This is a genomic window from Mesorhizobium sp. WSM4813, assembly GCF_055811555.1.
Genome location: NZ_JBVVQU010000004.1, coordinates 32,387 through 58,150, shown reverse-complemented (window position 1 = coordinate 58,150; position 25,764 = coordinate 32,387). Strand labels below are relative to the sequence as shown.

Genomic DNA, 25,764 nt, shown 5'->3' with positions numbered 1-25,764 from the left:
GGAGACCAGGATGAGCGACGAGAAGTCGATTACCGTCGATGTGGTCTCGGATGTCGTCTGCCCTTGGTGCTTCATCGGCCAGAAGCGGCTCGACAAAGCGATCGCCGCGGCAAGCGATGTCGACGTGCACATACGCTGGCGGCCGTTCCAGCTCGACCCGACCATCCCACCCGAAGGCAAAGATCGCCGCGAGTACCTGGTGGCCAAGTTCGGCAGCGACGAACGCGTCCGCGAGATCCACGCCCGCATCGAGCCACTGGGCGAAGCCGAGGGGATCAACTTCGCCTTCGCCGCCATCAAGGTCGCGCCCAACACGCTGGACGCGCACCGCGTCATCCGCTGGGCTGGTGCCGCCGGCGAGGTTATGCAGAACCGGCTGGTGCGACGTCTGTTCCAGTTGAATTTCGAGCAAGGCGCCAATCTCGGCGATCATGTCGTGCTGATCAACGCCGCCCGCGAGGCCGGCATGGATGCATCCGTGGTCGAGACGCTTTTGCCGACGGACGCCGATGCCGAGGCGGTGCGCACCGAAATCGCCACCGCTTCGCGCATGGGTATCACGGGCGTGCCGTGCTTCCTGCTTGAGGGCAGGTATGCGGTGATGGGCGCGCAGGACGCTGACACGCTCACCGACGCCATTCGGCAGGTCGCGGCGGCCAAGGCGCGGGGCGAGTTGGAGAAAGCGAACTGATAGGCGCTCCTCCACCGTTACCTTGGCGTTGCTAACGAAAATCAGTGCCGTTGCTGCTGGTGCAGGTTGATCCCTTGGTTGATGACTTGTCCCTTGGCTGACGATTTGCCCTGGTTGACGACTTGCAAGAAAGCGACCCCTTTGCTGCAGCTGTTTCCATTAGGCGAGCTTGGCGGCATCCCTGCGCAGCGCTTCAGCCAACCCCATTCCGGTTACTTTTCCGGCCGCCGCCAGGTCCGACATGGCAACAAAGACGTCTCGAGACGGCACTTTTTCGCGCGCGTCCATCTTCAGCAGCATAAAAATCGGCTGATCGGCCTCGCTCTTGCCTTCACAAAACTGTGGAAAGAGCTTCCCATGGGGAAGATGCCGGCGCCCGCGCGAACGGATCAGTAAACCATTGAAACTACACAGATAACGTTCCTTCGGGAACGACATGGCATGACATTGCAGTCCTGAATTCTGTTGCTTGATGGCAACGGCGAGCGGATCAATCCTTCGCAGCCCGAGAAAAGATAATTGAAAATGATCAATTGGTGTTACTGTCTGTAACAAAACTAAAAGAGGTTTGGGCGGGATTGTGATTCGGGTCGGTAGACCAGAGCGACATTCAATATCGGAAAAATGGCTCCGCGGTGCCGCAAGGCCGCCGCTCCTGACACCGGTTTCCTCGATGCGCAGCTTCTGGGGACTGATGCGGGCCTACTGGTTCTCGGACCGCTGGGTGGAGGCCTGGACGCTGACGCTGGTCATCGCGCTGTTTACCGCGCTCTCCAGCAAGGCCGGCGTCTGGTTCGCCGAAGCATCCGGGGAACTGGTCAACTCGATCGCCTTCTACCACGATGCCGCGAACACCACGCCGCTCGCATCGCTGCTGACCAACGCCGGCGTGCTCATCCTTCTGGTCGTGCTCAAGGACGCGGGCTTTACCGGCATCCGCACTTTTGTTTCCGCGACGCTGCATCGCAAATGGCGCGGCTGGCTGGACAGCCGTTTCAACGCAGCGCTTCTCGACACCAATCACACGCATTTTCATGCCCAGCATGGTTCCTCCGGCGCTACTGCTCCCGACAACATCGACCAGCGCGTCCAGGAGTCGATCAAGGACATGACCGGCGGAGCGATCGGCCTCGCCATGGGGGTGATGGCTGTCGCCACATCGCTCTATTTCGTCGGCCAGAAACTGCTTGAAACCTCGGCGGAGGTGAAAGGGCTGGAGTTCCTCGGCAGCTACGGCAGCGCGGCCCTGGCTTTCCTGGCGGTCGCCATATACGTGCCGCTGAACACCTGGATCGCGGTGAAGCTCGGCAGACTGCTGGAGCGGCTCAACATCCGGATGCAGCAGTCCGAAGGCAGTTATCGCGGCGAGTTGACGACGTTCCTGCGCCGCAGTTTCCACGTCGCCGCCTCGCAGGGCGAGAATGTGCAAAAGACCATGCACGACCGGCTTTATGTCGACATCGACCGCACCTGGGCAAGGCTGAACATCGTCAACACCAGCTACCGTTCTTTCGAGCTGGTCTACAATTTCATCGGCGCCCGCATTGTCGCCTATGCGCCGGGCCTGGTGCCCTACATCCATAACCGTTTCGATCTCAAGGGCTACATAACCGGCTCCGAGATGGTCAACTCGCTGATCAGTCAGTGTTCGTGGTTCATCCATGTCATGCCTTCCATTGCGGCTCTGCGGGCCAACAGCCAACGCGTGACCGAACTCGCCAACGCGATCGAAAACGTCCAGCACCCACAGGAATTCTACAGTCTCACCGGCTGCTCCGATTTCCGCTATGATCGTCAGAACCCGGTTTTCGGCTTGACCATCCAGAAACTGGAGCTGACCCATCAGGGCGAGGACGCCACACCCTTCCTGAGCGCTGCGAATTTGCGCTTCCGGCGCGGCGAGTGGACGTTCCTGAAGGGCGAATCGGGCTGCGGCAAGACATCGCTGATCAAGGCGATCAACGGCTTGTGGCCCTATGGCCGCGGTACCATCGTCTTCCCGGAAGGGGTCGAAAGTTTCTATGCCGCCCAGGAGGTCAAGCTGCAGCAGGTCTCGCTGAAGCAACTGGTCTGCCTGCCCGGCTCAGAGCGCGATTATACCGACACGCAGGTTGCATCGGCTCTGCACAGAGCGGGCCTTGGCGATTTCATCGAAAACATGGCCGATGAAAGCCGCGAAGGAATGAACTGGGACCAGGTGCTTTCGGGCGGTCAGAAACAGAAGCTGGTTGTCGCTCGTATCGTGCTGCAGCAGCCCGGACTGCTGTTCCTCGACGAAGCGACCGGCGCGCTCGACCCCGAAGGGAAGATCGCCTTCCATCAAGCGATCAAGGACAATTGTCCAGACGTCACGGTGATCTCAATCATGCACGAGGCCGTGCCGCCAAGATCGCTTTCAGGCGCCGAATTCTACCACAGCATCGTTGCCATCGCCGATGGCGTCGCGACCAAAAAGCCGCTGGCGCCGAGCCTGCCGGTCGAACTCACCACCATCCTCGAGCACCCAAGGCCGGTCGAGGAAAGATGGCTGCGCTTCCCTCGCCGCATGAGGCAGAAATAGCGGCGAACAGAATATCGTTGCCCGGTATCGCATCGGACTGGTGATCTAAAATTGCGGTCGAGTGGCGCTGCACCGCTGCCTGCGTGCATAGATGCTCCGTTGGTGACGATACGGGCAAAACGTCAGACGCGCTCGCCGTCCTTCACCCGGTAGGTCGGCTTGTACATGGTGACGAGTTCTTCCGCCGCGGTCGGATGCACGGCCATCGTGCGGTCGAAATCATCCTTGGTCAGCCCGGCCTTCAGCGGAATGCCGAGAAGCTGCGCCATCTCTCCGGCATCCGGCCCGAGGATATGGGCGCCGAGAACTTTTTTCGAGGCGCCGTCGACCACCAGCTTCATCAGCATCTTTTCGTCGCGCCCGGACAGTGTGTGCCGCATCGGCCGGAAGGTGGCGCGGTAGACCTCAACATCGGAAAAACGCTTTATGGCCTCATCTTCCGACAGGCCGACCGTGCCGATCTCGGGCTGCGAAAAGACCGCGGTGGCGATCGTATCATGGTCGGGCGCGGTCGGGTTGCCCTTGAAGGCGGTCTCGACGAAACACATCGCCTCGTGGATCGCCACTGGCGTCAATTGCACGCGATTGGTGACGTCGCCGATCGCCCAGATGTTGTCGATGTTGGTGCGCGAATATTGGTCGACATTGATAGCGCCGATCTTGGTCATCTCGATGCCGACGCCCTCAAGACCCATGTTTTCGGTGTTGGGGAGACGCCCGATGGCGAGCATGACCTGATCGACCGTCAGCATCTTGCTGCCTGTGACGACCGCGTCGAGGCGACCGTCCGGACGCTTCCTGACCCATTCGGATACGGCATGGCAGAGGATTTTTATCCCCTTCTTTTCCATCGTCTCGTGCAGCATGCGCCTGAGATCCATGTCGAAGCGGGAGAGGATCTCCTTGCCGCGATAGACCAGCGTGGTGTCGACGCCGAGGCCGTGAAAGATGTTGGCGAATTCGACGGCAATATAGCCGCCGCCCTCAATCATGATCGCCTTCGGCAATTCGTCGAGATCGAACGCCTCGTTGGAAAAGATACAATGCTCATGGCCGGGCAGAGCCGGGTGCGGTGCCGGGCGGCCGCCAGTGGCGATGAGAATCTGGTCGGCGGTGACGGTGCGGTCCTCACCGAGAAGATGCACCGCATGCGGATCGACCAGCATGGCGCGCGAATGAAACGTCTCGCCGCCGACGCCTTGGACATTCTTCCTGTAGATGGCTTCCAGCCGGCTGATCTCGCGATCCTTGTTGGCAACCAATGTCTGCCAGTCGAAGCTCGCCTGCGGCACGGTCCAGCCGTAACCCGCGGCGTCGGCAAAGTGTTCGGGAAATTGCGAGGCATAGACATAGAGCTTCTTCGGCACGCAGCCGCGAATGACGCAGGTGCCGCCATAGCGGTATTCCTCGGCAATGCCGACGCGCTTTCCGAGTGCCGCCGCCACGCGCGCCGCCCTCACCCCGCCAGAGCCGCCGCCGATGACGAAAAGATCGTACTCGTAACCGGCCATGGTGCGGCTCCTTGCCCTTCAAAATGTTTGAGACAGGTAGGCTGCAAACCACCAAAAGAAAAGCCCGGACCACCACGCCGCGCATGCTGTCGGACGCGCAACGAAGGCCGGGCTTTCCGGTCTAGCAGCGATAACGCCGCCGGAAAATACGCTCAGTTCTTCGGTGCTTCCGGCTCCGTACCAGCCGCAGGAGCCGCGGCATTTGCCGGCGCTGCGGCCTTTGCTGCCGCGGCCAGCGTTTCGCCGACCTGCTGGGCGAGATCGCGAGCGACGCCGTTCTGCCAGATGTCGGCGGCCTTGAGCAAGTCACGCGTCACGGCTGGGCCGCTGTCGAGCAGCTTCTTGCCGGAATCGGAATTGTAGAAAGCGGCGATTTCGGTAAGCTCTTTTTCGGAAAATACCTTGGCATAGGCCAAGGCCGCTTCCTTCTCGAGATCGGCGCGGCGCGAGGCTAGGGCCAGAGCCTTTTCGCTGACCGTTCTGCCGATCAGTTCCTGCATGTCCGGGTTCTTTTGGATAAGCTGCTGCTGAAGCGCGGCGGCGGCCTGCGGCAGGATGTTGTCGAACGGGTCGGTCGCGTGGATCGCCGCGACCGCGGCGCGGGCCGCCTTCAGATGCCCGTCGGTGACGTCCTGCGAGAACGCCGGCGATGAAAGCGCAAAGACGGCTGAAGCTGCCAGAATGGCAGAAAAACGGCGAACCCGGTTATGCAACATCATGATCGATAGAACTCCCTGGTTTTCGGGCGGCATGGACGGTTTGGATGCCGTCGCCGGCTATGATAGCCGCTGATGCCAGCCCGATGAAAAGACCATGCTCGACCACCCCCGGAATGGCATGGAGAGCATTCGAAAGCGCTCTTGTATCCGGAATGCGGCCAAAAGATGCATCGAGGATAAAATGGCCGCCGTCTGTAACAAAAGGCTGGCCCCCCGTCATCCTCAATGTGACGGGACCGGAAAGGCCGAGCCTTCCGGCTGCCGCGGCGATCGCGATTTCCGTGGCACGCAGGCCGAACGAGTTGACCTCGATGGGCAGTGGAAAACGGCCGAGCGTCTCGACCATCTTCGAACGGTCGGCAATCACGATCATGCGGGCGGAAGCCGCCGCCACGATCTTTTCGCGCAGCAGCGCGCCGCCGCCGCCCTTGATCAATGTCAGCGCCGGATCGATCTCGTCGGCGCCGTCGATGGTAAGGTCGAGTTCGGGCGTTTCCTCCAGTGTCGAAAGCGGCACGCCAAGCTCGCCGCAGAGGATGGCGGTGCGCTCCGAGGTCGGCACGCCGATGATGGTAAGGCCGGTGGCGACCTTTTCGGCGAGCAGCCGCACGAACTCCTCGGCCGTCGAGCCGGTGCCGATGCCAAGCCGCATGCCACCAGTCACATGGGCAAGTGCCGCCCGCGCGGCCTCGACCTTCAGTTGCCTCGCATCCATATCTGCTCCGGATTTCGCTTGTTTCGGCGCTCCTAGCATCTTTGCCCGTCCGATCAAAGGCTCTGCCCTGTGGATTGACCAAGCACTGCTTGCCTGGATGGGCTGCAGCGGCTATCGCCTGCCGGCAGCGCAATCGTCACAGGACAGGCCATGACCCGACCGATCATCGTGTTCGACCTCGACGGGACGCTGATCGACACAGCGCCGGACCTGCTTGACAGCCTCAACCACAGCCTTGCCGCCAGCGAACTCGCAGCCGTCGACGAGGCCGGCTTCAAGCGTTTCGTCGGCCATGGTGGCCGGGTGATGATCGAGCGCGCGCATGCTGCGCAGCAAAGATCGCTGGCGGTAGAGGAACACGACCGATTGTTAAAGCTGTTCCTCGATCACTACACCGACAACATCCCGGGTAAATCGCGCCCCTACCCCGGCGTCGTCGAGACGATCACCCGATTCGAAGCGGCCGGTTATCTCCTGGCCGTCTGCACGAACAAATACCAGGCCAACTCGGTGGCGCTGATCGAGGCGCTCGGCCTGGCGAAGCATTTCGCGGCGATTTGCGGTCAGGACACGTTTGCGTTCCGCAAGCCCGACCCGCGCCATCTGACCGAAACCATCGTTCTGGCCGGCGGCGACCCGCACCGCGCGCTGATGGTGGGTGATTCGCAGACCGACATTGATACGGCGAAAGCCGCCGGCATTCCCGTGGTGGCGGTCGATTTCGGCTACACCGACCGCCATGTGCGCGAATTCGAACCGTCGGCGGTAATCTCGCATTTCGATGCGCTGACGCTTGGTCTGGCCGAACGCCTGATTGCCGCTGCGGGGCACTGAACGACGGCGACCGGGTCGTTCCCGGCGGGGTTGCATTCGGTCTTCGTCGGAACGCCCGGACATCGCCTTGACTTCCTCTGTCGGCCTCCCTTATATCGCGGCGCGCTTGGCCTTCGGGCAACGAGCGGGCGATTAGCTCAGCGGGAGAGCACACCCTTCACACGGGTGGGGTCGCAGGTTCAATCCCTGCATCGCCCACCAATACCCCGCAGCTTTTCGAGGCTGCCTCCAGTTCTCCGTCCAAGCCGACAACAATGCGGCGCGTCGGCACGGCGCTAGATTGTCGCGCTCATTGCCGAATCCGGAACAAACCTGCATGGCCGCGAGTTTCTCCTCGTCGAAGTGTGAGGGAAAGCCATGTTCAGATTTGTTTTGGCGGCCGCCGTGCTGCTTGTCGGCGGATCGGCGTTTGCCGCAGACGGAAGTCCGTTGCCGCCGCAGAATGCCAGGAAACTGTCGGAAATAATTGCCAAGGTCGAGCAGCGCGGCGACTTTCGCTACGTTGACGAGGTCGGCTGGGACAGCGGCGCCTACACCGTCACCTATTACACGACCGACAAGGCGAAGGTCGAAATCACCTACGATCCGGTTACAGCCGAGCCGAAATAGATCGCGGCCATCTTCCTCCAGGCGATACGTGCGGCCGGCTTTCTTAAAGGATCCGGAACAATTCCGGCAACTAGGTTACAGCGCAGCTTAAGGACGATCCTTCGGAAGCGGCGGCGCCGTAGCTTCACCAGAGTGGAGCGACGGTTCCTGCACGCTTTTCGGCATCCCCTTGCGCCGATGCGCCTTTGATGGCTGACTGCGGCGTGATCATTGAGCCGCACGGGGGTGGGCATGGCGACGGCAAAGCATGTGGTAAAACGCGTTCTTATGATGCTCGCCGGCTATTTCGTTGCGGTGCTGGTCGGACTGATTGCCGTGGCCACGATCTATGGTGCATTGAGTTCGCTGCCTGATGCACCGGCGTATTTCGATTTCATGGGGGTCTCGCCCATCGCGGCGCTGGTCGTGCCGCCGCTCGGCATGTTCATCTATTTCCTGACGATCATACTGACCGGCCTGCAGACGCTGATCTTCGCGTTGATCGCCGAATCGTTTTCGCTGCGCAGTTTTTGGCTGCACATGTTCTTCGGCGCCGCAGCAGCGGCTGCCGGCTTCGTCCTGATCTGGCCGAGCGCGCCGGAGGACCTCAGCCCCGAGCGCTGGGCCGATATCGGCATCATCGCCGCCGCCGGCCTTGTCGCCGGTCTGGTCTACTGGCTGATCGCCGGGCGCGAATCCGGCTTCCGACGCCCGTTCTCTCTGCGTTAGGGTCCTCAGCTCGCCGGCGAGCGCACTGCTTCCGTGCTGTCGAGTGCCTGCTGCAGCCGCGTGTCGCGGTCGTAGACGTCGCTGAAATATTCGACATTGCCGGACATATCAGGCCAGGCGGTGAAATAGGCGACATAGACCGGGATCGTGCGCGCCACCTTTTCGGTAGAATGTCCGTGCTTCAGCTTCTCCGCGATATAGTCGACCGAGGTGCCGAGCACGGCCGCCGCCATGCCGCGCGGATCGTGCAGACGAACGCAGCCATGGCTGAGCGCGCGCATGTCACGCTGGAAAAACGACTTTTGCGGCGTATCGTGCATGTAGATTGCATGCTTGTTGGGGAACAGGATCTTCAGTTCGCCCAGCGCATTGGCCTCGCTCGGCAGCTGGCGCACGCCATAAGGTATTTTCGCGCCATAGGCGCCCCAGTTGACTGAGGAGGAGGGAATGCGCTTGCCGCGCGCGTTGACCACTTCGTAGCCGGCGCGGTCGAGATAGCCGGGATCCCTGCGCAGCCGGGGCAGCATCTCGTTGACGAGGATCGACTGCGGCACACCCCAATAGGGATGGAAGTCGACCTGCTCAACCTGATCGTAGAAGAAGGATGTCTGGTTGGTGGTCTTGCCGATGACGACGCGGGTCTTCAGCTTCTCCTCGCCATTTTCGATGTAGCTTGCCGTGAAGGCCGGCTGGTTGATGAAGACACGCGGACTGCCGAGATCGGATGGCAACCAGCGCAACTCTTCCAGCGCGACCTGCACCTTTTGAATCTTGTCGGCCTTGGACGTCCCGACCAGCGCTGCGACGGTGCGCGGACCGATGACGCCGTCGCCCTTCATGCCAGCCTTTTTCTGCACCGCCTTGATGACCGGCACCAGTTCCGGATCATAGACCTCGCTGGTGGCGAGCCTGGCCAATATCTCGCCATAGGCGCCGCCCATCTCGTCGTCGAGATTGCGCGCGATCTTGGTCAGTAGCTTCGGCAGTTCGGGGCTGGTCTGCCCCGGTTTCAGCAACAGCTTGGGGTCAACGACGATCTCGTCGTCGGCGCTGGCCTGAAGTGATTCCAGTTCGACGCGCAGCGCCTGGTATTCCGCGTTCTGCGGATGCCGTGATTCGAGATAGGTGCGCACTTGCTGGGTGCGCGCCAGCGTTTTCAGCACGCTCTCCATGTCGAGCGGCTTGGCCGGGAAATCATAATAGCCGGTGATGCGATTGGGATCGACGCGGCCGTTTTGCGCGTCATGGACATAGCGCAAGACGCGCGCCGACAGCGCCATCTCGAAGCGGGCTAGCTCCTTCAGCCGCGCATCGGCGCTGCCGGTCGATGCGCCGGCGGCAGGCACTTCAACCGTATAGTCGGCCGGCGTGAGGCCATAGCTCGTTGCCTCGCCAAGCACCCGCACCGCATCCTGCGCGCGGCTGTTGGCAGTGGCTCCCGTCACCCAGATGAAATCTGGATTGGCCGAGTAATAGGCGATGAGCGTCTTGGCGATGTCCTTCTCAGCGTAGAGTTCGTAGTCATCGAGCCCGGCAATCGCTTCGCGGAAGGCAGCACCGGTGGCGGAAGACGGCTGGAAGGCGGCGTCCTGCGGCATTGCCGGCTCCGGCGTTGCTGTCAGCGGAGAGAAGTCGACGCGTACAAGCGGATCGCTCTTGTAGGTGTAATAGGACGGGCTGCTGATACGAGAGGCAGCGGGCGCCATTGCATTTGGCTTGTATTTCGGCTTCTGCCTTGATGGCGGCGGGGGGAAATCACCTTGCGGCGCGTGCCTGATACCACCGCCGAAAAGCCTCTCGAAAAGCCCTTGCGCGTCTGCCTGGGGCACGCCGAAGGCCAGCATTGCCGCGACCGCCGCAAGCGGCATCACGGTTGCTTTGTTTTCGAGGAATTTCATGGATCACCCGCTCCGGCTGCAACCGGCTCCCGTTCCGCATCGCTTGACGGTCTCGCCCGCACCGCATGACGGATGTAAGACGCGACTACACCGATTCATACTGATTTCGTTAAGCTTTCATAAATTTCGGAAGGTCTGTTGCAGAACAGTTTCACAACGCTGTGACAACCGAAGCGAATTGGATCCGCCCCGGTTCCAGGAAATGGTGCACAGGTCAGGCGTTGGCGCCACCGTCGATGGTCAGTGCGGCGCCTGTCACGAAGCGCCCTTCGGGGGCCTGCCAGCCAGGCGACCATGCCGGCGATCCCTTCAGCCTTGCCGAAGCGAGGCGTCGCGCATCGCGCGCAGCCCTGCTGGCGACTGTCGCCGGTGCGATGGCAGCGTGGAAGGTGATGGCCGGCACTGACACGTGACAAACGCCGGCAGCGTTTAATGCAGCGATACCGACTCCCGGTGTTCGGCAAGGAAGCCGACCGCACGCTCGACCACGCCCCTATCGGCGAGAATGCGGCGATGGCCGAGCCCATCGGCCCAGTAAAGCCGCACATGGTCGCCGGCGCCGGCATAGAGCCTTGCATGGTCGGCGGACACTTCGCGGTCGTCTGGCGCATGGATGACCAGCGTTGGCACCGGCGTGCTGGCAAGCTGGCGGTCGCCGGTGAATTCGTGCAGCGGCCGGCCGGCGATGCGTTCGACCCGGTCGGCCATGGCGGCATGCGAGCGTGGGCCGACACTGAGCATGCGGCTGAAATCATCGAAAATCGCCGGCAGGGAACTCGGCGCCGCGATCAGCACCAGCCGCTCGGCCGCCAGTGGCGGAATATTCTTGACCGAACCGACGACGGCATTGGCGGCGACGGCACCGCCGAAGGAATGACCGACGACCGCCACGAACGGGCCGAACCATTCGCCGGTCATCCGTGCGGCTTCAACAGCGCTGACCAATGTGAGCCGGCGGCCCTGCGATTGGCCGTGGCCCGGCAGGTCGAGCGAGACAACCTTATAACCGGCGTCGCGATAGGCTTCGATCAGCGTACGCATATATTCGGTGCGCGAACGCCAGCCATGGATGACGAGCACCGTGCCGGCGGCCCGCCTGCCCGGCTCCGGCCTGAATTCATGCACCATGACGCAGCCGTTTTTAGTCTTCAGCCGATGATGGCGCGCCTCGGCCATGAAGCCGGCGGCGCGGTCGACGGCGCGTCGCTCGCCGTCGCTGAGAATTTTGGCGTTCGGCGTGCGGCAGAACAGTTCGAATGCCGCGCGCCCGGTAAGGCGCGGAGCCACGTGCTCAGCAGCGGCAAACACGCCCCGGATGACCTTCAATCCAAATGATGCCATAGTGGCGATCCATCCATTCGTTCAAGCATGAACATAATAGTTCAAACATGAACATTAAACAAGAGCTACCCTGGGACAACCCGCGTTTTCGCAACTGGGTCGCAGTGGCGCGCGCCTGCCATGTGCTGGAGCGCACGCTGGCGGTGAAGCTCGCGCCGCTGGACCTGAAGCCGGCGCAACTCGACGTGCTGATGAACCTATACCGCCATCCCGGCATGTCGCAGCACGATCTCGCCCGCCGACTGCTGGTCGGCCGCTCCAACGTCACCATGCTGCTGCCGCAACTCGAGACACGCGGGCTGCTGCGCCGCGAAGGCGATCAGAAAGACAAGCGGGTGCTGCGGCTGACCTTGACCGAAGCCGGCACGGAACTGCTGATGCAGGCGCTGAAGGTCCATATAGCCCTGATCGAGAAGGCGATGAGCCAGTCGACGCCGGAGCAATGCGACATGATCGGCGAGCAGATGCGCAAGATTGCCGACGTCCTCAAGGAAGCGTAAGCAGACTCGCAAGGCTATCCGCTCACCACATCGACTTTTTCGCGCGCTCCGGCCATTCCTTGTCGTAAGCCTCGCCGTCGATGCCTTTCCGGCTGGTGATTTCCAGGATTTTCCCAGGTGTCGGCAACGACTTCGGATCGATGTGCCTCGCCGGGTTCCAGAGTTCCGACCGGACAATGGCGCGAGCGCACTGGAAATAGACCGAATCGACCTTGATGACCGTGACCGAGCGCGCCGGCTTGCCGTCGACGCTGAACGAGGCGCAGAGCGCGGCATCCGTGGTGATGTGGGCGCGGCCGTTGACGCGCAGCGTTGTGCCGGAGCCTGGGACCAGGAACAACAGGGCGACGCGCGGATCGCGAATGATGTTTTTTAGCGAATCGGCACGGTTGTTGCCGCGCCGGTCCGGCATCATCAGGGTTTTCGGATCGTGGATGCGGATGAAGCCGGCGACATCGCCGCGCGGCGAGCAATCCAGCCCTTCCGGCCCGCTAGTCGCGAGCGCGGCAAAAGGCGAGGCCTCGATGAAGGCGGCGTACTCGGGGATCACATGGTCGAGTTCCTTGACGAGCGAGGTCTCGCCGGGCTGGCCATAGAGCGCTTCGAGCTGTTCGACCGTGGTAATGACGGACATGTTTTCGTCTCCGCGTATCCGCCGCCGCTACTCGATCTCGGTGACGTTTTGACGACGGGGCCTGGGCCGGCGCTACCGATCGCGGCTTAGCCCCTTGTCTTCCAGCTCGGCGAGATAGGCGGCCCAGCGGGCGTCCTTCTCATGACCCAGCGTGTGCAGGTAATCCCAGGTGAAGATGCCGGTATCGTGGAAATCGTCGAAGGTGATGCGGACGGCATAGTTGCCGACCGGTTCGATCTTCAGGATCGCAACGTTGCGCTTGCCGGGAACGGTCACGCGCTGTTCCGGCGAATGGCCCTGCACTTCGGCCGATGGCGAGGCAACGCGCAGCAGCTCCGCCGGCAGTTCGAATGGCTGATGGTCCGGGAATGTCACGGTAAGCAGCTTGCGGTCCTTCGAGACCCTGAGTTCCTTCGGCGCCGTCATGGTGATAAGTTCCGCATCATCTGTCCTTCCCTACGCCGCTTCGCGTAGCGGGGAAAGGCCGCTTCGAAACTTCCGACACAATCTGTCGGCGGCGCGATGTGACCTAGGATCGAAACTTCTTATCTTGAATGGCAGGTTGGATCGTATCACATAGCCATATATAACGATGCCGTTCGCAGCCACGGGAAACGCACCAGCATGGACATGATCGATCCTTTTGGTCGCACGATCAGCTATCTGCGCGTGTCGGTCACCGACCGCTGCGACTTCCGCTGCACCTATTGCATGGCCGAGGACATGGCGTTCCTTCCCAAGAAGGATCTGCTGTCGCTGGAAGAGCTCGACCGGCTATGCACGGTTTTCATCGAAAAGGGCGTCAGGAAACTGCGTCTTACCGGCGGCGAGCCGCTGGTGCGCAAGAACATCATGCACCTGGTGCGCCAGATTTCGCGTCATCTCGAAAGCGGCGCCCTGGAAGAGCTGACGCTGACCACCAACGGCTCGCAGCTTTCGCGCTTTGCCGCTGAACTCGCCGATTGCGGGGTCAAGCGGATCAACGTCTCACTGGACACCCTGGACCCGGAAAAATTCCGCGAGATTACCCGCTGGGGCAATCTCGACAAGGTCATGGATGGCATCGACGCTGCGCAGGCAGCGGGGCTGAAGGTAAAGCTCAATGCGGTGGCGCTGAGGGATTTCAATGACGCCGAGCTGCCGGAGATGCTGCGCTGGGCGCACGGCCGCGACATGGAGTTGACTGTAATCGAAACCATGCCGATGGGCGAGATCGACGCCGACCGTACCGACCAGTATCTGCCGCTGTCGCTGCTGCGCGCGGCACTTGAGCGGGAATTCACGCTGACCGACATTCCCTACAAGACCGGTGGTCCGGCCCGCTATGTCCACGTCTCTGAGACTGGTGGCAGGCTCGGCTTCATCACGCCGATGACGCATAATTTCTGCGAGAGCTGCAACCGCGTCCGGCTGACCTGCACCGGCACGCTCTATATGTGCCTCGGCCAGGAGGATGCCGCCGATCTGCGCGCACCGTTGCGTGCCTCCGAAGGCAACGAACTGGTTGCCGACGCCATCGATGAAGCCATTGGCCGCAAGCCGAAGGGACATGATTTCATCATCGACCGCCGCACCAACCGTCCCTCGGTGTCGCGGCACATGAGCGTCACCGGCGGCTGAGCCTCTCGATCACACCGCCGAATAAACCCTGCCGCTATTGCGAGGAGGTTGTAACAAGCCCCCGAAGGCCGTGGACCAGCCCTTTGACGTTGCTGTTTTGCAGTCGGCTGGTAGAGGCTGATGCAGGACCACAGTGGTAATGCCCTTGCTTCTTTCCCCAAATCTTCGCGGCGCGCTGTTCATGGTGGTGGCCATGATTGGTTTCACCCTTAACGACGCGATCACCAAAGTCTCGTCGGAATCCATGAACATGGCGCAGGTCATGCTGATCCGCGGCGCTTTCGCCTCGCTTTTCGTGGGCCTGCTTGCCTGGCAGCGCGGTGCGCTTGCCCTGCCCGGCTCGATGCTGCAGCCGATGGTGGCGATACGCGTGATCGGCGAAGCCGGTGCTACCGTGTCGTTCCTGGTTGCTTTGGCGCAGCTGCCGATCGCCAACGTCTCGGCCGTGCTGCAGGCACTGCCGCTGGCGGTGACGATGGGCGCAGCACTTGTGTTCAACGAAGGCGTCGGCTGGCGGCGCTGGCTGGCCATCGCCATCGGCTTTGCCGGCGTGCTGATCATCGTACGGCCCGGCTTCGAGGGGTTCAGCATCTATTCGCTGCTGGCGCTGGCCTGCGTCGCCTGTTGTGCGGTGCGGGACCTTGCCACCAAGCGGATACCGCAAGCCATTCCGACATTGCTGGTGTCGACCGCCACGGCGCTTGCCATGACAGTGCTCGGCGCGGCGCTGCTTTCGCCAATGGGCGGGTGGACACCGATGACGGGAGAAAGCACGGCGTCGCTGGCATTGGCCGCAGTGCTCGTGGTCATCGGTTACCAGTTCATCATCATGGCGATGCGGGTGGGCGACATCTCGTTCATCGCGCCGTTCCGCTACACGGCCCTGCTCTGGTCGATCCTGCTTGGCCTGTTCATTTTCGGCGACGTCCCCGACCTGCCCATGATCCTCGGCGCCAGCGTCATTGTCGGCTCTGGCCTCTATGCACTTTACCGCGAACGGATTGTCGGCCGGCGAAAGACAGCCGCCGAAAGCGCTGGACCTGATATGGCGCCGGACGGCATATAGGCTTGCCGTTCGCGGCGAGTGACCGCATGGACGATAGACGATGACCAAAGAGATTGCCGGCACGACCTTGCCCGGGCCGAACGTCTGTTGCAAAGCATGAAGTCATGATGAGACGCGTCTTCGGTATCACCGGCTGGAAGAATTCCGGCAAGACGACACTGACGGAAAAGCTGGTTTCCGAACTCGTTCGGCGTGGCTGGAAAGTCTCGACGGTAAAACACGCCCACCACGATTTCGACATCGACAGACCGGGGGCGGACAGCTTTCGCCATCGGCAGGCCGGAGCCACGGAAGTCGCCATTGTGTCGGACAGGCGCTGGGCCCTGATGCACGAATTGCGCGGTGAGGACGAGCCGACGCTGGACGCGATGCTGTCGCGGCTCGGCACCTCCGACATCGTGCTGGTCGAGGGCTACAAGCGCGAGGCGCACAGCAAGATCGAAACGCGCCGGTTGGAGGCCAAGGACCGGGCACCGCTTTCGGCAAATGATCCGCATATCGTCGCCATCGCCGCCGATTTCGCCATAGCGGGCCAAAGCCTGCCCGTCTTCGATCTCGACGACACGAAATCGATAGCCGACTTCATCGAGCGCACGACAGGTTTGACGCGCTGAGCCACTGCCGAAGGAGCAATCGGCCGTCCCCTATTCCTCGTTGGTATGCCTGCCCCAACGTCAGCATTGTCTGGGAATGCGAAACCCCGCAAGCAACGGTTTTACGGTTGCTTTTTCTTGGGAAAGAATGGGAGTATCGCGCCAGCGGGCGGTCAAAAGAACCGCCCACGGAGCCGTTTGGAACGACGGCCGGGAACATACAGAGAGGACCATCATGCGTACTGCACTGCGTATAGCGCTCGCCGCATCGGCCGCGCTGCTGACCTTGGGCGTTGCCCAGGCTCAGGAAAAAACCTTGAGGATCGGCACGGAGGGAGCCTATCCGCCGTTCAACAACCTGACCGCTGATGGCCAGCTCGTGGGCTTCGATATCGATATCGCCAAGGCACTTTGCGACGAGATGAAGGTGAAATGCACTTTCGTCGCGCAGGACTGGGACGGCATCATCCCGGCGCTTCAGGCCGGCAAGTTCGACGCGATCGTCGCCTCGATGTCGATTACGCCGGAGCGTGCCGAGAAGGTCGACTTCACCAACAAATACTACAACACGCCGCCGGCGATCGCCGCGCCCAAGGACAGCGACATCAAAGGCGTGACCAAGGAGGACTTGGCCGGCAAGACGATCGGCGTGCAGGCGTCCACCACCCACTTCAATTATTCAACCAAGGCTTATACCGACAGTACAATCAAGCCATACCCGACCGCGCAGGAATATCAGCTCGATCTCGCCAATGGCCGCGTTGATGCGGTCAACGACGATATCACTGTTCTCGAAGGCTGGCTCGCCACGCCGGACGGTGCTTGCTGTAAGCTGATCGGTGCGATCACGCCCGACATCGAGATCCATGGTCCGGGCGCCGGCATCGCCGTACGCAAGGGCGATACCGAGTTGGTCAATCAGTTCAATAAGGCGATCGACGCCATCCGCGCCAACGGAAAGTACAAGGAGATCAACGACAAGTACTTCAAGTACGACGTCTACGGCGGCGAGTCCTGATCCTTCCGGGACGACAGCGAACGGCGGGACATCCCCGCCGTTTGCGCAAGGCGCGGCGCGCGAGGGGTGACGCCGCGCTGCTGTCAAGAGAGCCCATAAAGGAGAACAGGCAGGCGGATGCAAAGCGTTTGGACGCTGCTCAGTTGGGGACCCGAAGGCTGGCTCGACGACATCGCCTATGGTGTTTTCATCACCGTTTCGCTTGCAGCCGCGACCCTGCCTGTCGGTCTGGTGATCGGCTTTCTGGTTGCACTGGCCAAGCAATCCAACGAGCCGTCGCTGCGGCTGGCCGGCAATATCTACACCACGATCTTTCGTGGATTGCCCGAGCTGCTGACCCTGTTCATGATCTTTTACGGCGCGCAAATTGGCATCCAGCAGTTGATGCGCCTGTATGACCCGACCGCTGCGGTCGAAGTGAACGCTTTTGTTTCCGGCATGATCGCGCTCGGCGTCGTCTTCTCGTCCTACGCCAGCGAGGTCTTCCTCTCCGCGTTCCGCGCCATCCCTAAGGGACAGTATGAGGGCGGCTATTCAGTTGGCCTGTCGGGCTGGCAGACGATGCGACTTGTGGTGCTGCCACAGCTTATCCGTATCGCGTTGCCGGGTCTTGCCAATCTGTGGCTCATCCTGCTCAAGGATACAGCGCTGGTATCCGCCATCGGTCTTGCCGACATACTGCGGCAAGCGGGCGTCGCGGCCCGCGTGACCAAGCACGCATTCCTGTTTTTTGGGGTCGCTGCTCTTATCTATCTGCTCCTCGCCATCATCTCGTCCTTCGGCATCAATGCCATTGAACGCAGGGTTGGCCGACAACAGGTGCAACGATGAGCGCGGCAGCAGCCGACGTGGCGACCAAGGTCGAAAAACCGCCAGCAATCCCGCGCGGCTGGTCCCGGCAACGTGTATTGGGATATGCGTTGGTCGGTCTCTGGATCGTGCTCGGCATCGGCATGATTGTATACTTGGTCGAGGCTTGGAATTCCGAACTCTTCCAAAAATACGGCCCGGGCTACATCTCTGGCCTTGGCGTGACTCTTACGCTTGTCGCTGTGTCGATCGTGTTGGGAGCCGTCCTCTCAGTTCCTGTCGCCTACGCGCGGATGTCCAGGAACCGGATCCTGTCCAGCTTTGCCTACGCTTATGTCTACTTCTTCCGCGGCACTCCGCTTTTGACCCAAGTCTTTCTTATCTACTATGGAGTGGGTTCGTTTCGACCGGCACTTGAAGCTGTCGGCCTGTGGGGCTTTTTTCGTGAAGCCTGGTACTGCGCCATTTTCTCGTTCACCCTCAATACGGCAGCCTATCAGGCTGAGATCCTGCGCGGCGCAATCGAGAGCGTCCCCAGGGGTCAGTGGGAAGGCGCTGCCTCGCTTGGCCTGCACAAACTGCAAACACTGCGCAAGATCATCCTGCCACAGGCGCTGATCGTGGCTCTGCGTCCCTATGGCAATGAGATCATCCTGATGATCAAAGGCTCCGCCATCGTGGCCCTCATCACCGTGTATGATCTGATGGGCATTACGAAGCTCACCTATTCGCGCACTTTCGACTTCCAGTCCTATATCTGGGCGGCGATCATCTATCTGATCATTGTCGAGATACTCCGCCACGCGGTCGAGTGGATAGAACGGCGCATTACCATACATCTGCACCGCTGACTCCCATAGCTTTGCCTGATCCGCTAAGAAGTCCGGAAACAGGCTTGAAGGGATTCGAAAATATGGCATCGGTGGCATTTCTCGGTCTTGGCGTCATGGGCTATCCAATGGCCGGACATCTCAGGAACAAGGGCGGCCACGACGTCACCGTCTATAACCGCACCAAGGAAAAGGCCGAGCAATGGGTTGCCCAGCATGGCGGCAGCGTCGCCAACACGCCGACTGAGGCGGCCGACGGCAAGGACTTTGTCTTTTGCTGTGTTGGCAATGATGACGACCTGCGCGCGGTGACGATTGGAGCCGAGGGTGCGTTCCAGACGATGAAGAAGGGGGCCGTCTTCATCGACAACACCACGGCCTCCGCTGAAGTCGCGCGCGAACTGGCGGAGACGGCGGTATTGGGCGGTTTCTCGTTCCTCGACGCACCGGTCTCCGGCGGTCAGGCCGGCGCCGAAAACGGCGTGCTGACCGTCATGGTCGGCGGCGAACAGAAAGCCTTCGAGCTGGCGAAGCCTGTCATCGATGCTTATGCCCGCATGGTCGGGCTGATGGGTCCGGCCGGCTCGGGCCAGCTCACCAAGATGATCAACCAGATCTGCATCGCCGGTCTTGTCCAAGGGCTGGCCGAGGGCATCCATTTCGGCAAGAAGGCCGGGCTTGACATCGAGAAAGTCATCGAGGTTATCTCCAAGGGAGCGGCCGGCTCATGGCAGATGGAGAACCGCTACAAGACGATGAATGCCGGCAAATATGATTTCGGCTTCGCTGTCGACTGGATGCGCAAGGATCTCGGCATCTGCCTGGCGGAGGCCGACCGCAACGGCGCCAAGCTGCCGGTGACGGCACTTGTCGACCAATTCTACAAGGATGTGCAGGGGATGGGCGGCAAACGCTGGGACACGTCCTCTTTGCTGGCGCGATTGGAAAAGTAGGTCTCGTCGTGGCCGAGTTGTCGCCTCAATCCAGCGCCGAGGAAATTGTCGACCATCTGCGCTCGATCGGCTCGGAGGAGAACCGCCTTGGCATGCTGCGCTACGGCATCAAGATCGAACGTGCGCTCGGCATCTCGCATGGCGTGCAGCGGCAGATTGCCAAGAAAATCAAGCGCAACCATGAGCGTGCCTTCGAGCTATGGCAGACAGGCATCATGGAAGCGCAGTTCATCGCTTCGGTCACGGCCGATCCGAAGCGGTTCTCTACCGCGGATGCAAGACGATGGGCGGCGACTTTCGACTCGTGGGATATCGTCGACGGCGTCTCCGATCTCTTTGTCGATACGGATTGCTGGAGGGAGTTGATAAAGGAGTTCGCGGCCGACGAACGAGAGTTCATTCGGCGCACGGCTTTTGCCATGATGGCCTGGTCGGTGGTCCACCGGAAGAATGAACAAGAGGCGACCCTTCTCGACTTCCTGCCGATTATCGAAGCGCACGCCACCGATGGCCGCAATTTTGTGAAGAAGGCGGTGAACTGGGCGCTTCGTTCGATCGGCAAGCGATCGATGAATTTGCACGGCGCTGCCCTTGCCCTGGCACAAAAGCTGGCCGGTTCGAGCGACAAGACGGCGCGCTGGATCGGCAAGGATGCTGCAAGGGAGCTTTCCGATGCCAAGACGCTCGAGCGGCTCGCCAGGAAAGGCTGACCGGAGCCAAATCCGTTTTACTGAGGTGACGCCATCCACACGCGCCGATTTCGAGAACCTGTTCGAGCAGCCTGGCGCACCAAAATACTGCTGGTGCATGGCCTGGCGCCACCTCGAAAACCGCGAACATGCGTCGAACGATGAGAGAAGACGGGCCATGATGGCGCTCATCGAAGCTGGCACGCCGGTCGGCATTGTCGCTCATGCCGAAGGCAAGATGGTAGGCTGGTGCTCCGTGGCGCCACGCGAGACCTATCGCAAGCTGTGGCGGGAGCAGGACGACAGCGAGGCGGGCGTATGGTCAATCGTCTGCTTTTATGTGCCGAGGGCATTGCGCGGCAGTGGACTGGCAGGCGCACTGCTCGACGCGGCCATCGATCACGCCTTCGCCAAAGGTGCCAGGACGATCGAGGCTTATCCGGTCGACCAGACATCGCCGAGTTACCGGTTCATGGGCTTTAGAGACATGTTCGTGGCCCGAGGATTCCACGAGATCGGCATGGCCGGCTCGCGCCGCCATGTGATGCGGCTCGAACGTTGACGCGCTCGGCCACGGCAGCTTTACTCCTGTCAAATAGAGAGCACACGATGGGCAATCGTCTCAAATCGACAGCGGCGCTGGTGGCCGTGCTGATTTCCATCGCTGTGGGCAGCGCTTCCGCCGAACCCGCGCGCATATTCTGGAAGGACCTGCGCCCGGCCACCCAGCCCGCTGCCGAAAGTGTCGGATTGCCGATGGTCGCGGCAAAAATGCCTGATCGTGGTGAGACGCTGTCTCTCGATTTGCAGGACAAGACCGTCCAACTGGCGGGGTACGCGCTGCCGCTCGATCGTGACGGCGATCTCGTCTATCAGTTCCTGCTGGTGCCGTGGACAGGTGCGTGCAGCCACATGCCGATTCCGCCGCCCAATCAGATCGTCCTCGTCACGCCCGCCCGCCCCTACAGGATGTCGGAAGCCTATCAGCCGGTTTCCGTGACCGGCGCCCTGGAGCCAGGCATGGAGAAAAGTCAGCTCTTCATTCTCGACGGTGTCAGCGTGATCCAGTCGGGTTATACCGTACGCAAGGCGGCGGTGGCGGATGTCGATCTCGTGCCGGACACCATCACGCTGCCGGCAAACTCGCCGTGGATTTTCCTCAATAAAAAGAAGAATTAAGCGAAAAATCCTCAGGCAGCGTTGGCGCCCGATTCCTTGTCCAGAACCATGTAGTCCAGCGGCATTTCGGTCGTGTATTTGATCTGCTCCATGGCAAATGACGACGAGACGTCGCGGATCTCGATCTTGGCGATCAGCCGCTTGTAGAAGGCGTCGTAAGCGGCGATGTCGGGCACCACCACGCGCAAGAGATAGTCGACGTCACCGCTCATGCGGTAGAACTCGACCACTTCCGGAAATTCCTGGATGACCTCCGAAAAGCGCCGCAGCCATTCATGGCTGTGCGAATTGGTGCGGATCGACACAAATACGGTGACGCGCACATTGACCTTTTCATGATCGAGGATGGCGACGCGCCGCTTGATGACGCCCTCCTCCTCGAGCTTCTGGATGCGCCGCCAGCAGGGCGTGGTTGACAGTCCGACTTTCTTGGCGACATCGGCGACCGCGAGCGTCGCGTCCTCCTGCAAGAGGCGGAGGATTTTTCTGTCAAGACGGTCCATTGGGTGCTCCCACGGGGATAGACTAGGAATAGATTGGCTATAGTCCTTCTTATTTAGGCCATTCACAAGAAAGAAATTCTGCCATATGGCGTAAAAGCAAGTGATTTCTTGCTCACGCCTCAGCCGAGGCGATAGCGGATTTCCGATCTCAGAAACGGCAGCAAATCGATTTCAAACCACGGATTGCGCTTCAGCCAGCCGGTGTTGCGCCACGACGGATGCGGCAGCGGCAGCACTTTCGGGTTGCTGGGCGCATTCCAGATGGTGCGCCAATCCATCACCGTCTCCGTCAGCGAGGGCCGGCGCGCGGCGCCCATGTGCCAGGATTGTGCATAGCTGCCGATCGTCAGCACCAGGTCGATATGCGGCATCAGCGCCATCAGCGGCGCACGCCAGGCCGGTGCACACTCGCGGCGCGGTGGCAGGTCGCCGCCCTTGGCATCCTGGCCGGGAAAGCAAAAGCCCATCGGCACGATGGCGAACTTTGTCGTGTCGTAGAATTCTTCGCTGCTGACGCCCAGCCAGTTCCGCAACCGATCGCCGGAGGCGTCGGTGAACGGCATCCCTGACATATGCACCTTGGTGCCCGGTGCCTGGCTGGCAATCAGGATGCGGGCGCTCGACGACGGCCTGAGCACCGGGCGCGGCCCGTGTGGCAACGGGAGGCCGACCGGGTTTTCGACGCAGATACGGCAGGCGCGTACCCTGGCCGCAAAGTTTTCCAGCTCTTCGCTCATTCTCGGGAGCTCATTCTCAGGCGGCGGCGCTCGGCCGGCTCGAGACTGCCTGATGCCAGCGCAGCACGTTGGCACAATCTTCCGGCACCTTGATACGCGCCGGCTTCATGAAGTCGATGGCAATCAGCCCGGTGACGTCGGCGATCGAATAGGCGTCGCCGGCAACGAATTCCCGGTTCGCCAACTCGTCGTCGAGGAGTCTCAGGAATCCGATGGCTTTCGGCTTGTTGGCCTCGCCCCATTCGGGGATTTGTGGAATCTCCCATTCCGTCATCGCCGGATGGATGTGCCGGAACGCGGCAGTGACGCAACTGAGCAAGTTGAGCTCCATGCGTCTTTGCCACATCTCGACCAGCGCTTTGCCGAGCGCGCCGCGGCCGAACAAAGCCGGTTCCGGATTCAGTTCCTCAAAATAGCGGCAGATGGCGACAGATTCGGTGATGACGGTGCCGTCGTCGAGTTCGAGCACCGGCAGGCGCTGCAGCGGGTTGCGCGAACTGACCGGCTGCCTTCTGTGCTCCAGCGAGCCCATGTCGACGGGCACCAGCGGAACCTCAAGCCCCTTTTCGGCAAGGAAGACGCGAACCCGCCGTGGATTGGGCGCCCGGCCGCCGTCGAAGAGTTTCATTCCATTCCTCCTATCGGATCGGCCCAAAACCGGAATCGATTTCCGCAAAGCACGATGCGAATCAAGAATTCCAGCGCATGCCTTGTGCGTCCTAATGGACGCACGTCGCTCTGATCAGGTCTGTTGCAACAAACTATAGGATTGACCATCACCGGAAGCGAAAAATTTCTCGCAAGGCATCGCCAATCGAAGCCAAAGTGCCGTGCTTCCTTTCGGTCACTTCGTGATCGTGGCTCTCGCGCCAATCGTGCGGCGCGTCGAAAGTACCGGCCCAGATGCCGGCCTTGCCGGAGCGGGCAGCGGCTTCCTCGGTTTCGAAATCGCCATAGGCAACCGCCCAGCCGGCCTCAATCTGGGCGCGATTGAGATCCTTGCCGTGGGCGTTGCAGTCGCCGAGCAGCCGGCCGTAGCGATCGCGCTGCCAGCCGGTGCAGGAGACGAGTTTGCCTGATATTAGACCCACCAGCGACTGCCGCGCCAGCTTACCGCAGGGATAGTCGGCGCCGTCCTTGCGGCAGACTTGCGAATATTCGGGCGCGTCAATGCCGCGCATGCGGATGCGTTCGGTACCGAGCGTGATCGTATCGCCGTCATTGACGACGGCTGCACCCTCCGTCTTGCGCATTTCGATCCGGTCAAGGCGCGCCGCCAGAAGGATCAGCAGACCGAGGAGGATGACGGTCAGTGCGTAGTCCACCAGCCGGCGCCAAAGGCTTCGCGGCCGCGGCGAGACGTATCACTGTCGCGGTCGCCGCGAGCACGAACGGCTCATATGGCAAACCGTTGGTTAATCATTCGAACGTAGCTTAACAATTTGAAACCGCTGCCCGCATAAATTGAAGTCTCCATGCCCTCGCAACGCTCGACCACAGCGGACAAGTTTATTGTGGACCGCCGGAAACCCCATCGCAACAGCGATGTGGCGCGTGCGGTGCGCAAGACGCGCGACCGCCTTTCGCAGCAGGTCGGAAATCCTGATTTCGACCGCGAGCTTTTGAAACTCCACGCCCGTTCGATGTTAGGCGGCGCGATCATCGTTCCGCTTCTCGTCCTGGCGGCCGCCGCGACGGGTCTGTTTGCTGGAGTGGGTAAGGAAATTGGCGTCTGGGCCCTTTTTACACTCATCTGCTACACGATCATCGTGTTCATGGCGAGGCGCGTCGACCGAACGGAAGCTGCCGAACTCAACCCGCTGCAAACGCACGGTGATTTCCTGATAGGCCATTTCCTTTGCGGCCTGGGCTGGGCCTGGTTCGCCTGGCTCGGTTGCGATGCTTGCCAGGTCGACCAGTTTCAGTTGATCAAGGCGGTGGTGCTGCTGCTTGCCATGGCGGCGACCGCGATCACGGCGTCATCGCTGCGCGGTGCGTTGCTGGCGACCTTCGCCGTTCCGGTGGCCGCCTATGCCTATGCCGGCGTCCGGCAGTGGATGCCCGTCGAGTTGATCATGGCCGGGTTGCTGATCGTCTCGCTGCCTTTCTTCGCCTATGTGGCGCGCCGCCTCAATCGCTCGTCCTTGATGTTGCTCTCGTTCCGCTCCGAAAAGGATGCGCTGGTCGCCGAATTGGACACCGCGAAATCGATGTCGGACGAAGCGCGGCGACGGGCGGAGGACGCCAATCTGGCAAAGTCGCGGTTTTTGGCCTCGATGAGCCACGAGTTGCGGACGCCGCTCAACGCCATTCTCGGTTTCTCCGAGGTGATGGCGAACGAGGTGCTCGGCCCGATGAGCAACCCGACCTATCGCGACTATGCTCGCGACGTCCATGACTCTGGCCAGCATCTGCTCGATCTTATCAACGAAATCCTCGACCTGTCGCGCATCGAAGCGGGCCGCTACCAGCTCAACGAAGAGCCGATGATGCTGCTTTCCGTCGTCGAGGATTGCTGTCACATGATGGAGCTGAAGGCGCGCAACAAGGATATCCGGATCGTCCAAGATTTCGAAAACGCCTTGCCGCGCCTGTTCGCCGACGAACGCGCAGTGCGACAGATCGCACTCAATCTTTTGTCGAACGCCATCAAGTTCACCGGAACCGGCGGCGAGATCCGCGTGCGCGTCGGCTGGACGGCGGGCGGCGGCCAATACCTCTCCGTCAAGGACAACGGGCCTGGCATACCGGAAGACGAGATCCCGGTCGTGCTGTCCGCCTTCGGCCAGGGCTCGATCGCCATCAAGAGCGCCGAACAAGGCACCGGGCTTGGCCTGCCGATCGTCCAAAGCCTGCTCGCCATGCATGGCGGCGAGTTCGAACTCCATTCCAAACTGCGCGAAGGCACCGAGGCGATCGCCATCTTCCCGTTGAGCCGGGTTATGGAGGAATTGCCGGCGCTGCCGACCAAAGCCGTTGCTGCGCACCGGCGATAGACGCTTAATGCATGTCGCGCAAAAGCATGCCCTCGGGCTTGAACCGAGGG

28 protein-coding genes, 1 tRNA gene and 2 pseudogenes are annotated in these 25,764 nt (G+C 61.3%); 18 read left to right on the top strand and 13 right to left on the bottom strand.

What is annotated here, in order from left to right:
* Window positions 1-10 precede the first annotated feature (10 nt).
* The gene (locus AC0L25_RS03165) at window positions 11-691 is read left to right on the top strand and encodes a DsbA family oxidoreductase (RefSeq protein WP_473594171.1); all 681 of its coding nucleotides are present in this window, start codon (window positions 11-13) and stop codon (window positions 689-691) included.
* Window positions 692-850: 159 nt separating this feature from the next.
* Here AC0L25_RS03165 and AC0L25_RS03160 read toward each other — a convergent pair whose 3' ends face one another.
* Window positions 851-1,129: a hypothetical protein gene (locus tag AC0L25_RS03160; protein ID WP_473594170.1), complete on the bottom strand. Its 279-nt coding sequence runs from the start codon at window positions 1,127-1,129 to the stop codon at window positions 851-853.
* Between the two features lie 235 nt (window positions 1,130-1,364).
* Here AC0L25_RS03160 and AC0L25_RS03155 point away from each other — a divergent pair, with 235 nt between their 5' ends.
* The gene (locus AC0L25_RS03155; RefSeq protein WP_473594169.1) at window positions 1,365-3,251 is read left to right on the top strand and encodes an ABC transporter ATP-binding protein/permease; all 1,887 of its coding nucleotides are present in this window, start codon (window positions 1,365-1,367) and stop codon (window positions 3,249-3,251) included.
* A gap of 122 nt (window positions 3,252-3,373) precedes the next feature.
* Here the strand turns inward: AC0L25_RS03155 and gor are convergent, their stop codons facing one another.
* From gor to rpiA, 3 genes are all read right to left on the bottom strand, one after another.
* Entirely contained in the window at window positions 3,374-4,762 is a 1,389-nt protein-coding gene (gene gor / locus AC0L25_RS03150) for a glutathione-disulfide reductase (protein WP_473594168.1), read from the bottom strand.
* A gap of 152 nt (window positions 4,763-4,914) precedes the next feature.
* On the bottom strand, window positions 4,915-5,481 hold the full coding sequence (locus AC0L25_RS03145) for a DUF2059 domain-containing protein (protein ID WP_473594167.1): 567 nt from the start codon (window positions 5,479-5,481) through the stop codon (window positions 4,915-4,917).
* Window positions 5,468-6,196, bottom strand: a complete 729-nt coding sequence (rpiA, locus tag AC0L25_RS03140) for a ribose-5-phosphate isomerase RpiA (protein ID WP_473594166.1) — start codon at window positions 6,194-6,196, stop codon at window positions 5,468-5,470. The genes AC0L25_RS03145 and rpiA overlap by 14 nt, the downstream gene beginning before the upstream one ends.
* 150 nt (window positions 6,197-6,346) lie before the next feature.
* Here rpiA and AC0L25_RS03135 point away from each other — a divergent pair, with 150 nt between their 5' ends.
* The 4 genes from AC0L25_RS03135 to AC0L25_RS03120 all read left to right on the top strand — a co-directional run bounded on the left by AC0L25_RS03135 (window position 6,347) and on the right by AC0L25_RS03120 (window position 8,347).
* The gene (locus tag AC0L25_RS03135; protein WP_473594165.1) at window positions 6,347-7,030 is read left to right on the top strand and encodes a phosphoglycolate phosphatase; all 684 of its coding nucleotides are present in this window, start codon (window positions 6,347-6,349) and stop codon (window positions 7,028-7,030) included.
* A gap of 126 nt (window positions 7,031-7,156) precedes the next feature.
* A tRNA-Val gene (locus AC0L25_RS03130) sits at window positions 7,157-7,231 on the top strand.
* A gap of 156 nt (window positions 7,232-7,387) precedes the next feature.
* Window positions 7,388-7,639, top strand: coding sequence for a PepSY domain-containing protein (locus AC0L25_RS03125; protein ID WP_473594164.1), 252 nt, complete (start codon window positions 7,388-7,390; stop codon window positions 7,637-7,639).
* A 231-nt stretch (window positions 7,640-7,870) separates the two neighbouring features.
* Entirely contained in the window at window positions 7,871-8,347 is a 477-nt protein-coding gene (locus tag AC0L25_RS03120; protein WP_473594163.1) for a hypothetical protein, read from the top strand.
* Between the two features lie 5 nt (window positions 8,348-8,352).
* On the opposite strand, the gene AC0L25_RS03115 is transcribed toward AC0L25_RS03120, so the two are convergent.
* The 3 genes and pseudogenes from AC0L25_RS03115 to AC0L25_RS03105 form a co-directional block, all read right to left on the bottom strand.
* A complete protein-coding gene (locus AC0L25_RS03115; protein WP_473594162.1) occupies window positions 8,353-10,245 on the bottom strand; it encodes a L,D-transpeptidase family protein in 1,893 nt (630 codons plus the stop codon).
* A 214-nt stretch (window positions 10,246-10,459) separates the two neighbouring features.
* Window positions 10,460-10,586 (bottom strand): annotated as a pseudogene (locus tag AC0L25_RS03110) (SDR family oxidoreductase); the annotation flags it as partial.
* Window positions 10,587-10,674: 88 nt separating this feature from the next.
* Window positions 10,675-11,586 carry an alpha/beta hydrolase gene (locus AC0L25_RS03105; RefSeq protein ID WP_473594161.1) on the bottom strand — a complete coding sequence of 304 codons (912 nt, stop codon included), beginning with the start codon at window positions 11,584-11,586 and terminating at the stop codon, window positions 10,675-10,677.
* A gap of 47 nt (window positions 11,587-11,633) precedes the next feature.
* Here AC0L25_RS03105 and AC0L25_RS03100 point away from each other — a divergent pair, with 47 nt between their 5' ends.
* Window positions 11,634-12,086 carry a MarR family winged helix-turn-helix transcriptional regulator gene (locus tag AC0L25_RS03100; RefSeq protein WP_473594160.1) on the top strand — a complete coding sequence of 151 codons (453 nt, stop codon included), beginning with the start codon at window positions 11,634-11,636 and terminating at the stop codon, window positions 12,084-12,086.
* A gap of 22 nt (window positions 12,087-12,108) precedes the next feature.
* Here the strand turns inward: AC0L25_RS03100 and AC0L25_RS03095 are convergent, their stop codons facing one another.
* Together AC0L25_RS03095 and AC0L25_RS03090 are read right to left on the bottom strand one after the other, a co-directional pair.
* On the bottom strand, window positions 12,109-12,720 hold the full coding sequence (locus AC0L25_RS03095) for a pyridoxamine 5'-phosphate oxidase family protein (protein WP_473594159.1): 612 nt from the start codon (window positions 12,718-12,720) through the stop codon (window positions 12,109-12,111).
* A gap of 72 nt (window positions 12,721-12,792) precedes the next feature.
* On the bottom strand, window positions 12,793-13,146 hold the full coding sequence (locus AC0L25_RS03090; RefSeq protein ID WP_473594158.1) for a gamma-butyrobetaine hydroxylase family protein: 354 nt from the start codon (window positions 13,144-13,146) through the stop codon (window positions 12,793-12,795).
* 198 nt (window positions 13,147-13,344) lie between these two features.
* Between AC0L25_RS03090 and moaA the strand changes: the two genes are divergently transcribed.
* The 10 genes from moaA to AC0L25_RS03040 all read left to right on the top strand — a co-directional run bounded on the left by moaA (window position 13,345) and on the right by AC0L25_RS03040 (window position 21,478).
* Window positions 13,345-14,340 (top strand): GTP 3',8-cyclase MoaA, encoded by a 996-nt coding sequence (gene moaA / locus AC0L25_RS03085; protein ID WP_473594157.1) that lies wholly within the window; start codon window positions 13,345-13,347, stop codon window positions 14,338-14,340.
* A gap of 145 nt (window positions 14,341-14,485) precedes the next feature.
* On the top strand, window positions 14,486-15,406 hold the full coding sequence (locus AC0L25_RS03080) for a DMT family transporter (protein WP_473594252.1): 921 nt from the start codon (window positions 14,486-14,488) through the stop codon (window positions 15,404-15,406).
* A gap of 104 nt (window positions 15,407-15,510) precedes the next feature.
* Window positions 15,511-16,020, top strand: coding sequence for a molybdopterin-guanine dinucleotide biosynthesis protein B (gene mobB, locus AC0L25_RS03075; RefSeq protein ID WP_473594156.1), 510 nt, complete (start codon window positions 15,511-15,513; stop codon window positions 16,018-16,020).
* 214 nt (window positions 16,021-16,234) lie between these two features.
* Window positions 16,235-17,017 (top strand): ABC transporter substrate-binding protein, encoded by a 783-nt coding sequence (locus AC0L25_RS03070; RefSeq protein WP_123151327.1) that lies wholly within the window; start codon window positions 16,235-16,237, stop codon window positions 17,015-17,017.
* Window positions 17,018-17,134: 117 nt separating this feature from the next.
* Window positions 17,135-17,848 (top strand): ABC transporter permease, encoded by a 714-nt coding sequence (locus AC0L25_RS03065; RefSeq protein ID WP_473594155.1) that lies wholly within the window; start codon window positions 17,135-17,137, stop codon window positions 17,846-17,848.
* A complete protein-coding gene (locus AC0L25_RS03060) occupies window positions 17,845-18,678 on the top strand; it encodes an ABC transporter permease (protein WP_473594154.1) in 834 nt (277 codons plus the stop codon). Before AC0L25_RS03065 ends, AC0L25_RS03060 begins: the two co-directional genes overlap by 4 nt.
* 62 nt (window positions 18,679-18,740) lie before the next feature.
* On the top strand, window positions 18,741-19,610 hold the full coding sequence (locus tag AC0L25_RS03055) for an NAD(P)-dependent oxidoreductase (protein WP_473594251.1): 870 nt from the start codon (window positions 18,741-18,743) through the stop codon (window positions 19,608-19,610).
* Between the two features lie 8 nt (window positions 19,611-19,618).
* Window positions 19,619-20,320: a DNA alkylation repair protein gene (locus AC0L25_RS03050; RefSeq protein WP_473594153.1), complete on the top strand. Its 702-nt coding sequence runs from the start codon at window positions 19,619-19,621 to the stop codon at window positions 20,318-20,320.
* Entirely contained in the window at window positions 20,262-20,861 is a 600-nt protein-coding gene (locus AC0L25_RS03045; RefSeq protein WP_473594152.1) for a GNAT family N-acetyltransferase, read from the top strand. Before AC0L25_RS03050 ends, AC0L25_RS03045 begins: the two co-directional genes overlap by 59 nt.
* Window positions 20,862-20,908: 47 nt before the next feature.
* Complete coding sequence (locus AC0L25_RS03040) at window positions 20,909-21,478, top strand: DUF3299 domain-containing protein (RefSeq protein ID WP_473594151.1); 570 nt, start codon at window positions 20,909-20,911, stop codon at window positions 21,476-21,478.
* A gap of 11 nt (window positions 21,479-21,489) precedes the next feature.
* Here AC0L25_RS03040 and AC0L25_RS03035 read toward each other — a convergent pair whose 3' ends face one another.
* From AC0L25_RS03035 to AC0L25_RS03020, 4 genes and pseudogenes are all read right to left on the bottom strand, one after another.
* Entirely contained in the window at window positions 21,490-21,981 is a 492-nt protein-coding gene (locus AC0L25_RS03035) for an Lrp/AsnC family transcriptional regulator (protein WP_006333679.1), read from the bottom strand.
* Window positions 21,982-22,100: 119 nt separating this feature from the next.
* Window positions 22,101-22,718, bottom strand: a pseudogene (locus AC0L25_RS03030) (uracil-DNA glycosylase family protein); the annotation flags it as partial.
* 16 nt (window positions 22,719-22,734) lie between these two features.
* Window positions 22,735-23,346, bottom strand: coding sequence for a glutathione S-transferase (locus AC0L25_RS03025; RefSeq protein WP_473594150.1), 612 nt, complete (start codon window positions 23,344-23,346; stop codon window positions 22,735-22,737).
* Window positions 23,347-23,494: 148 nt separating this feature from the next.
* Window positions 23,495-24,043, bottom strand: coding sequence for a thermonuclease family protein (locus AC0L25_RS03020; RefSeq protein WP_473594149.1), 549 nt, complete (start codon window positions 24,041-24,043; stop codon window positions 23,495-23,497).
* Window positions 24,044-24,193: 150 nt separating this feature from the next.
* Here AC0L25_RS03020 and AC0L25_RS03015 point away from each other — a divergent pair, with 150 nt between their 5' ends.
* On the top strand, window positions 24,194-25,714 hold the full coding sequence (locus tag AC0L25_RS03015) for a sensor histidine kinase (protein WP_473594148.1): 1,521 nt from the start codon (window positions 24,194-24,196) through the stop codon (window positions 25,712-25,714).
* Window positions 25,715-25,764 lie beyond the last annotated feature (50 nt).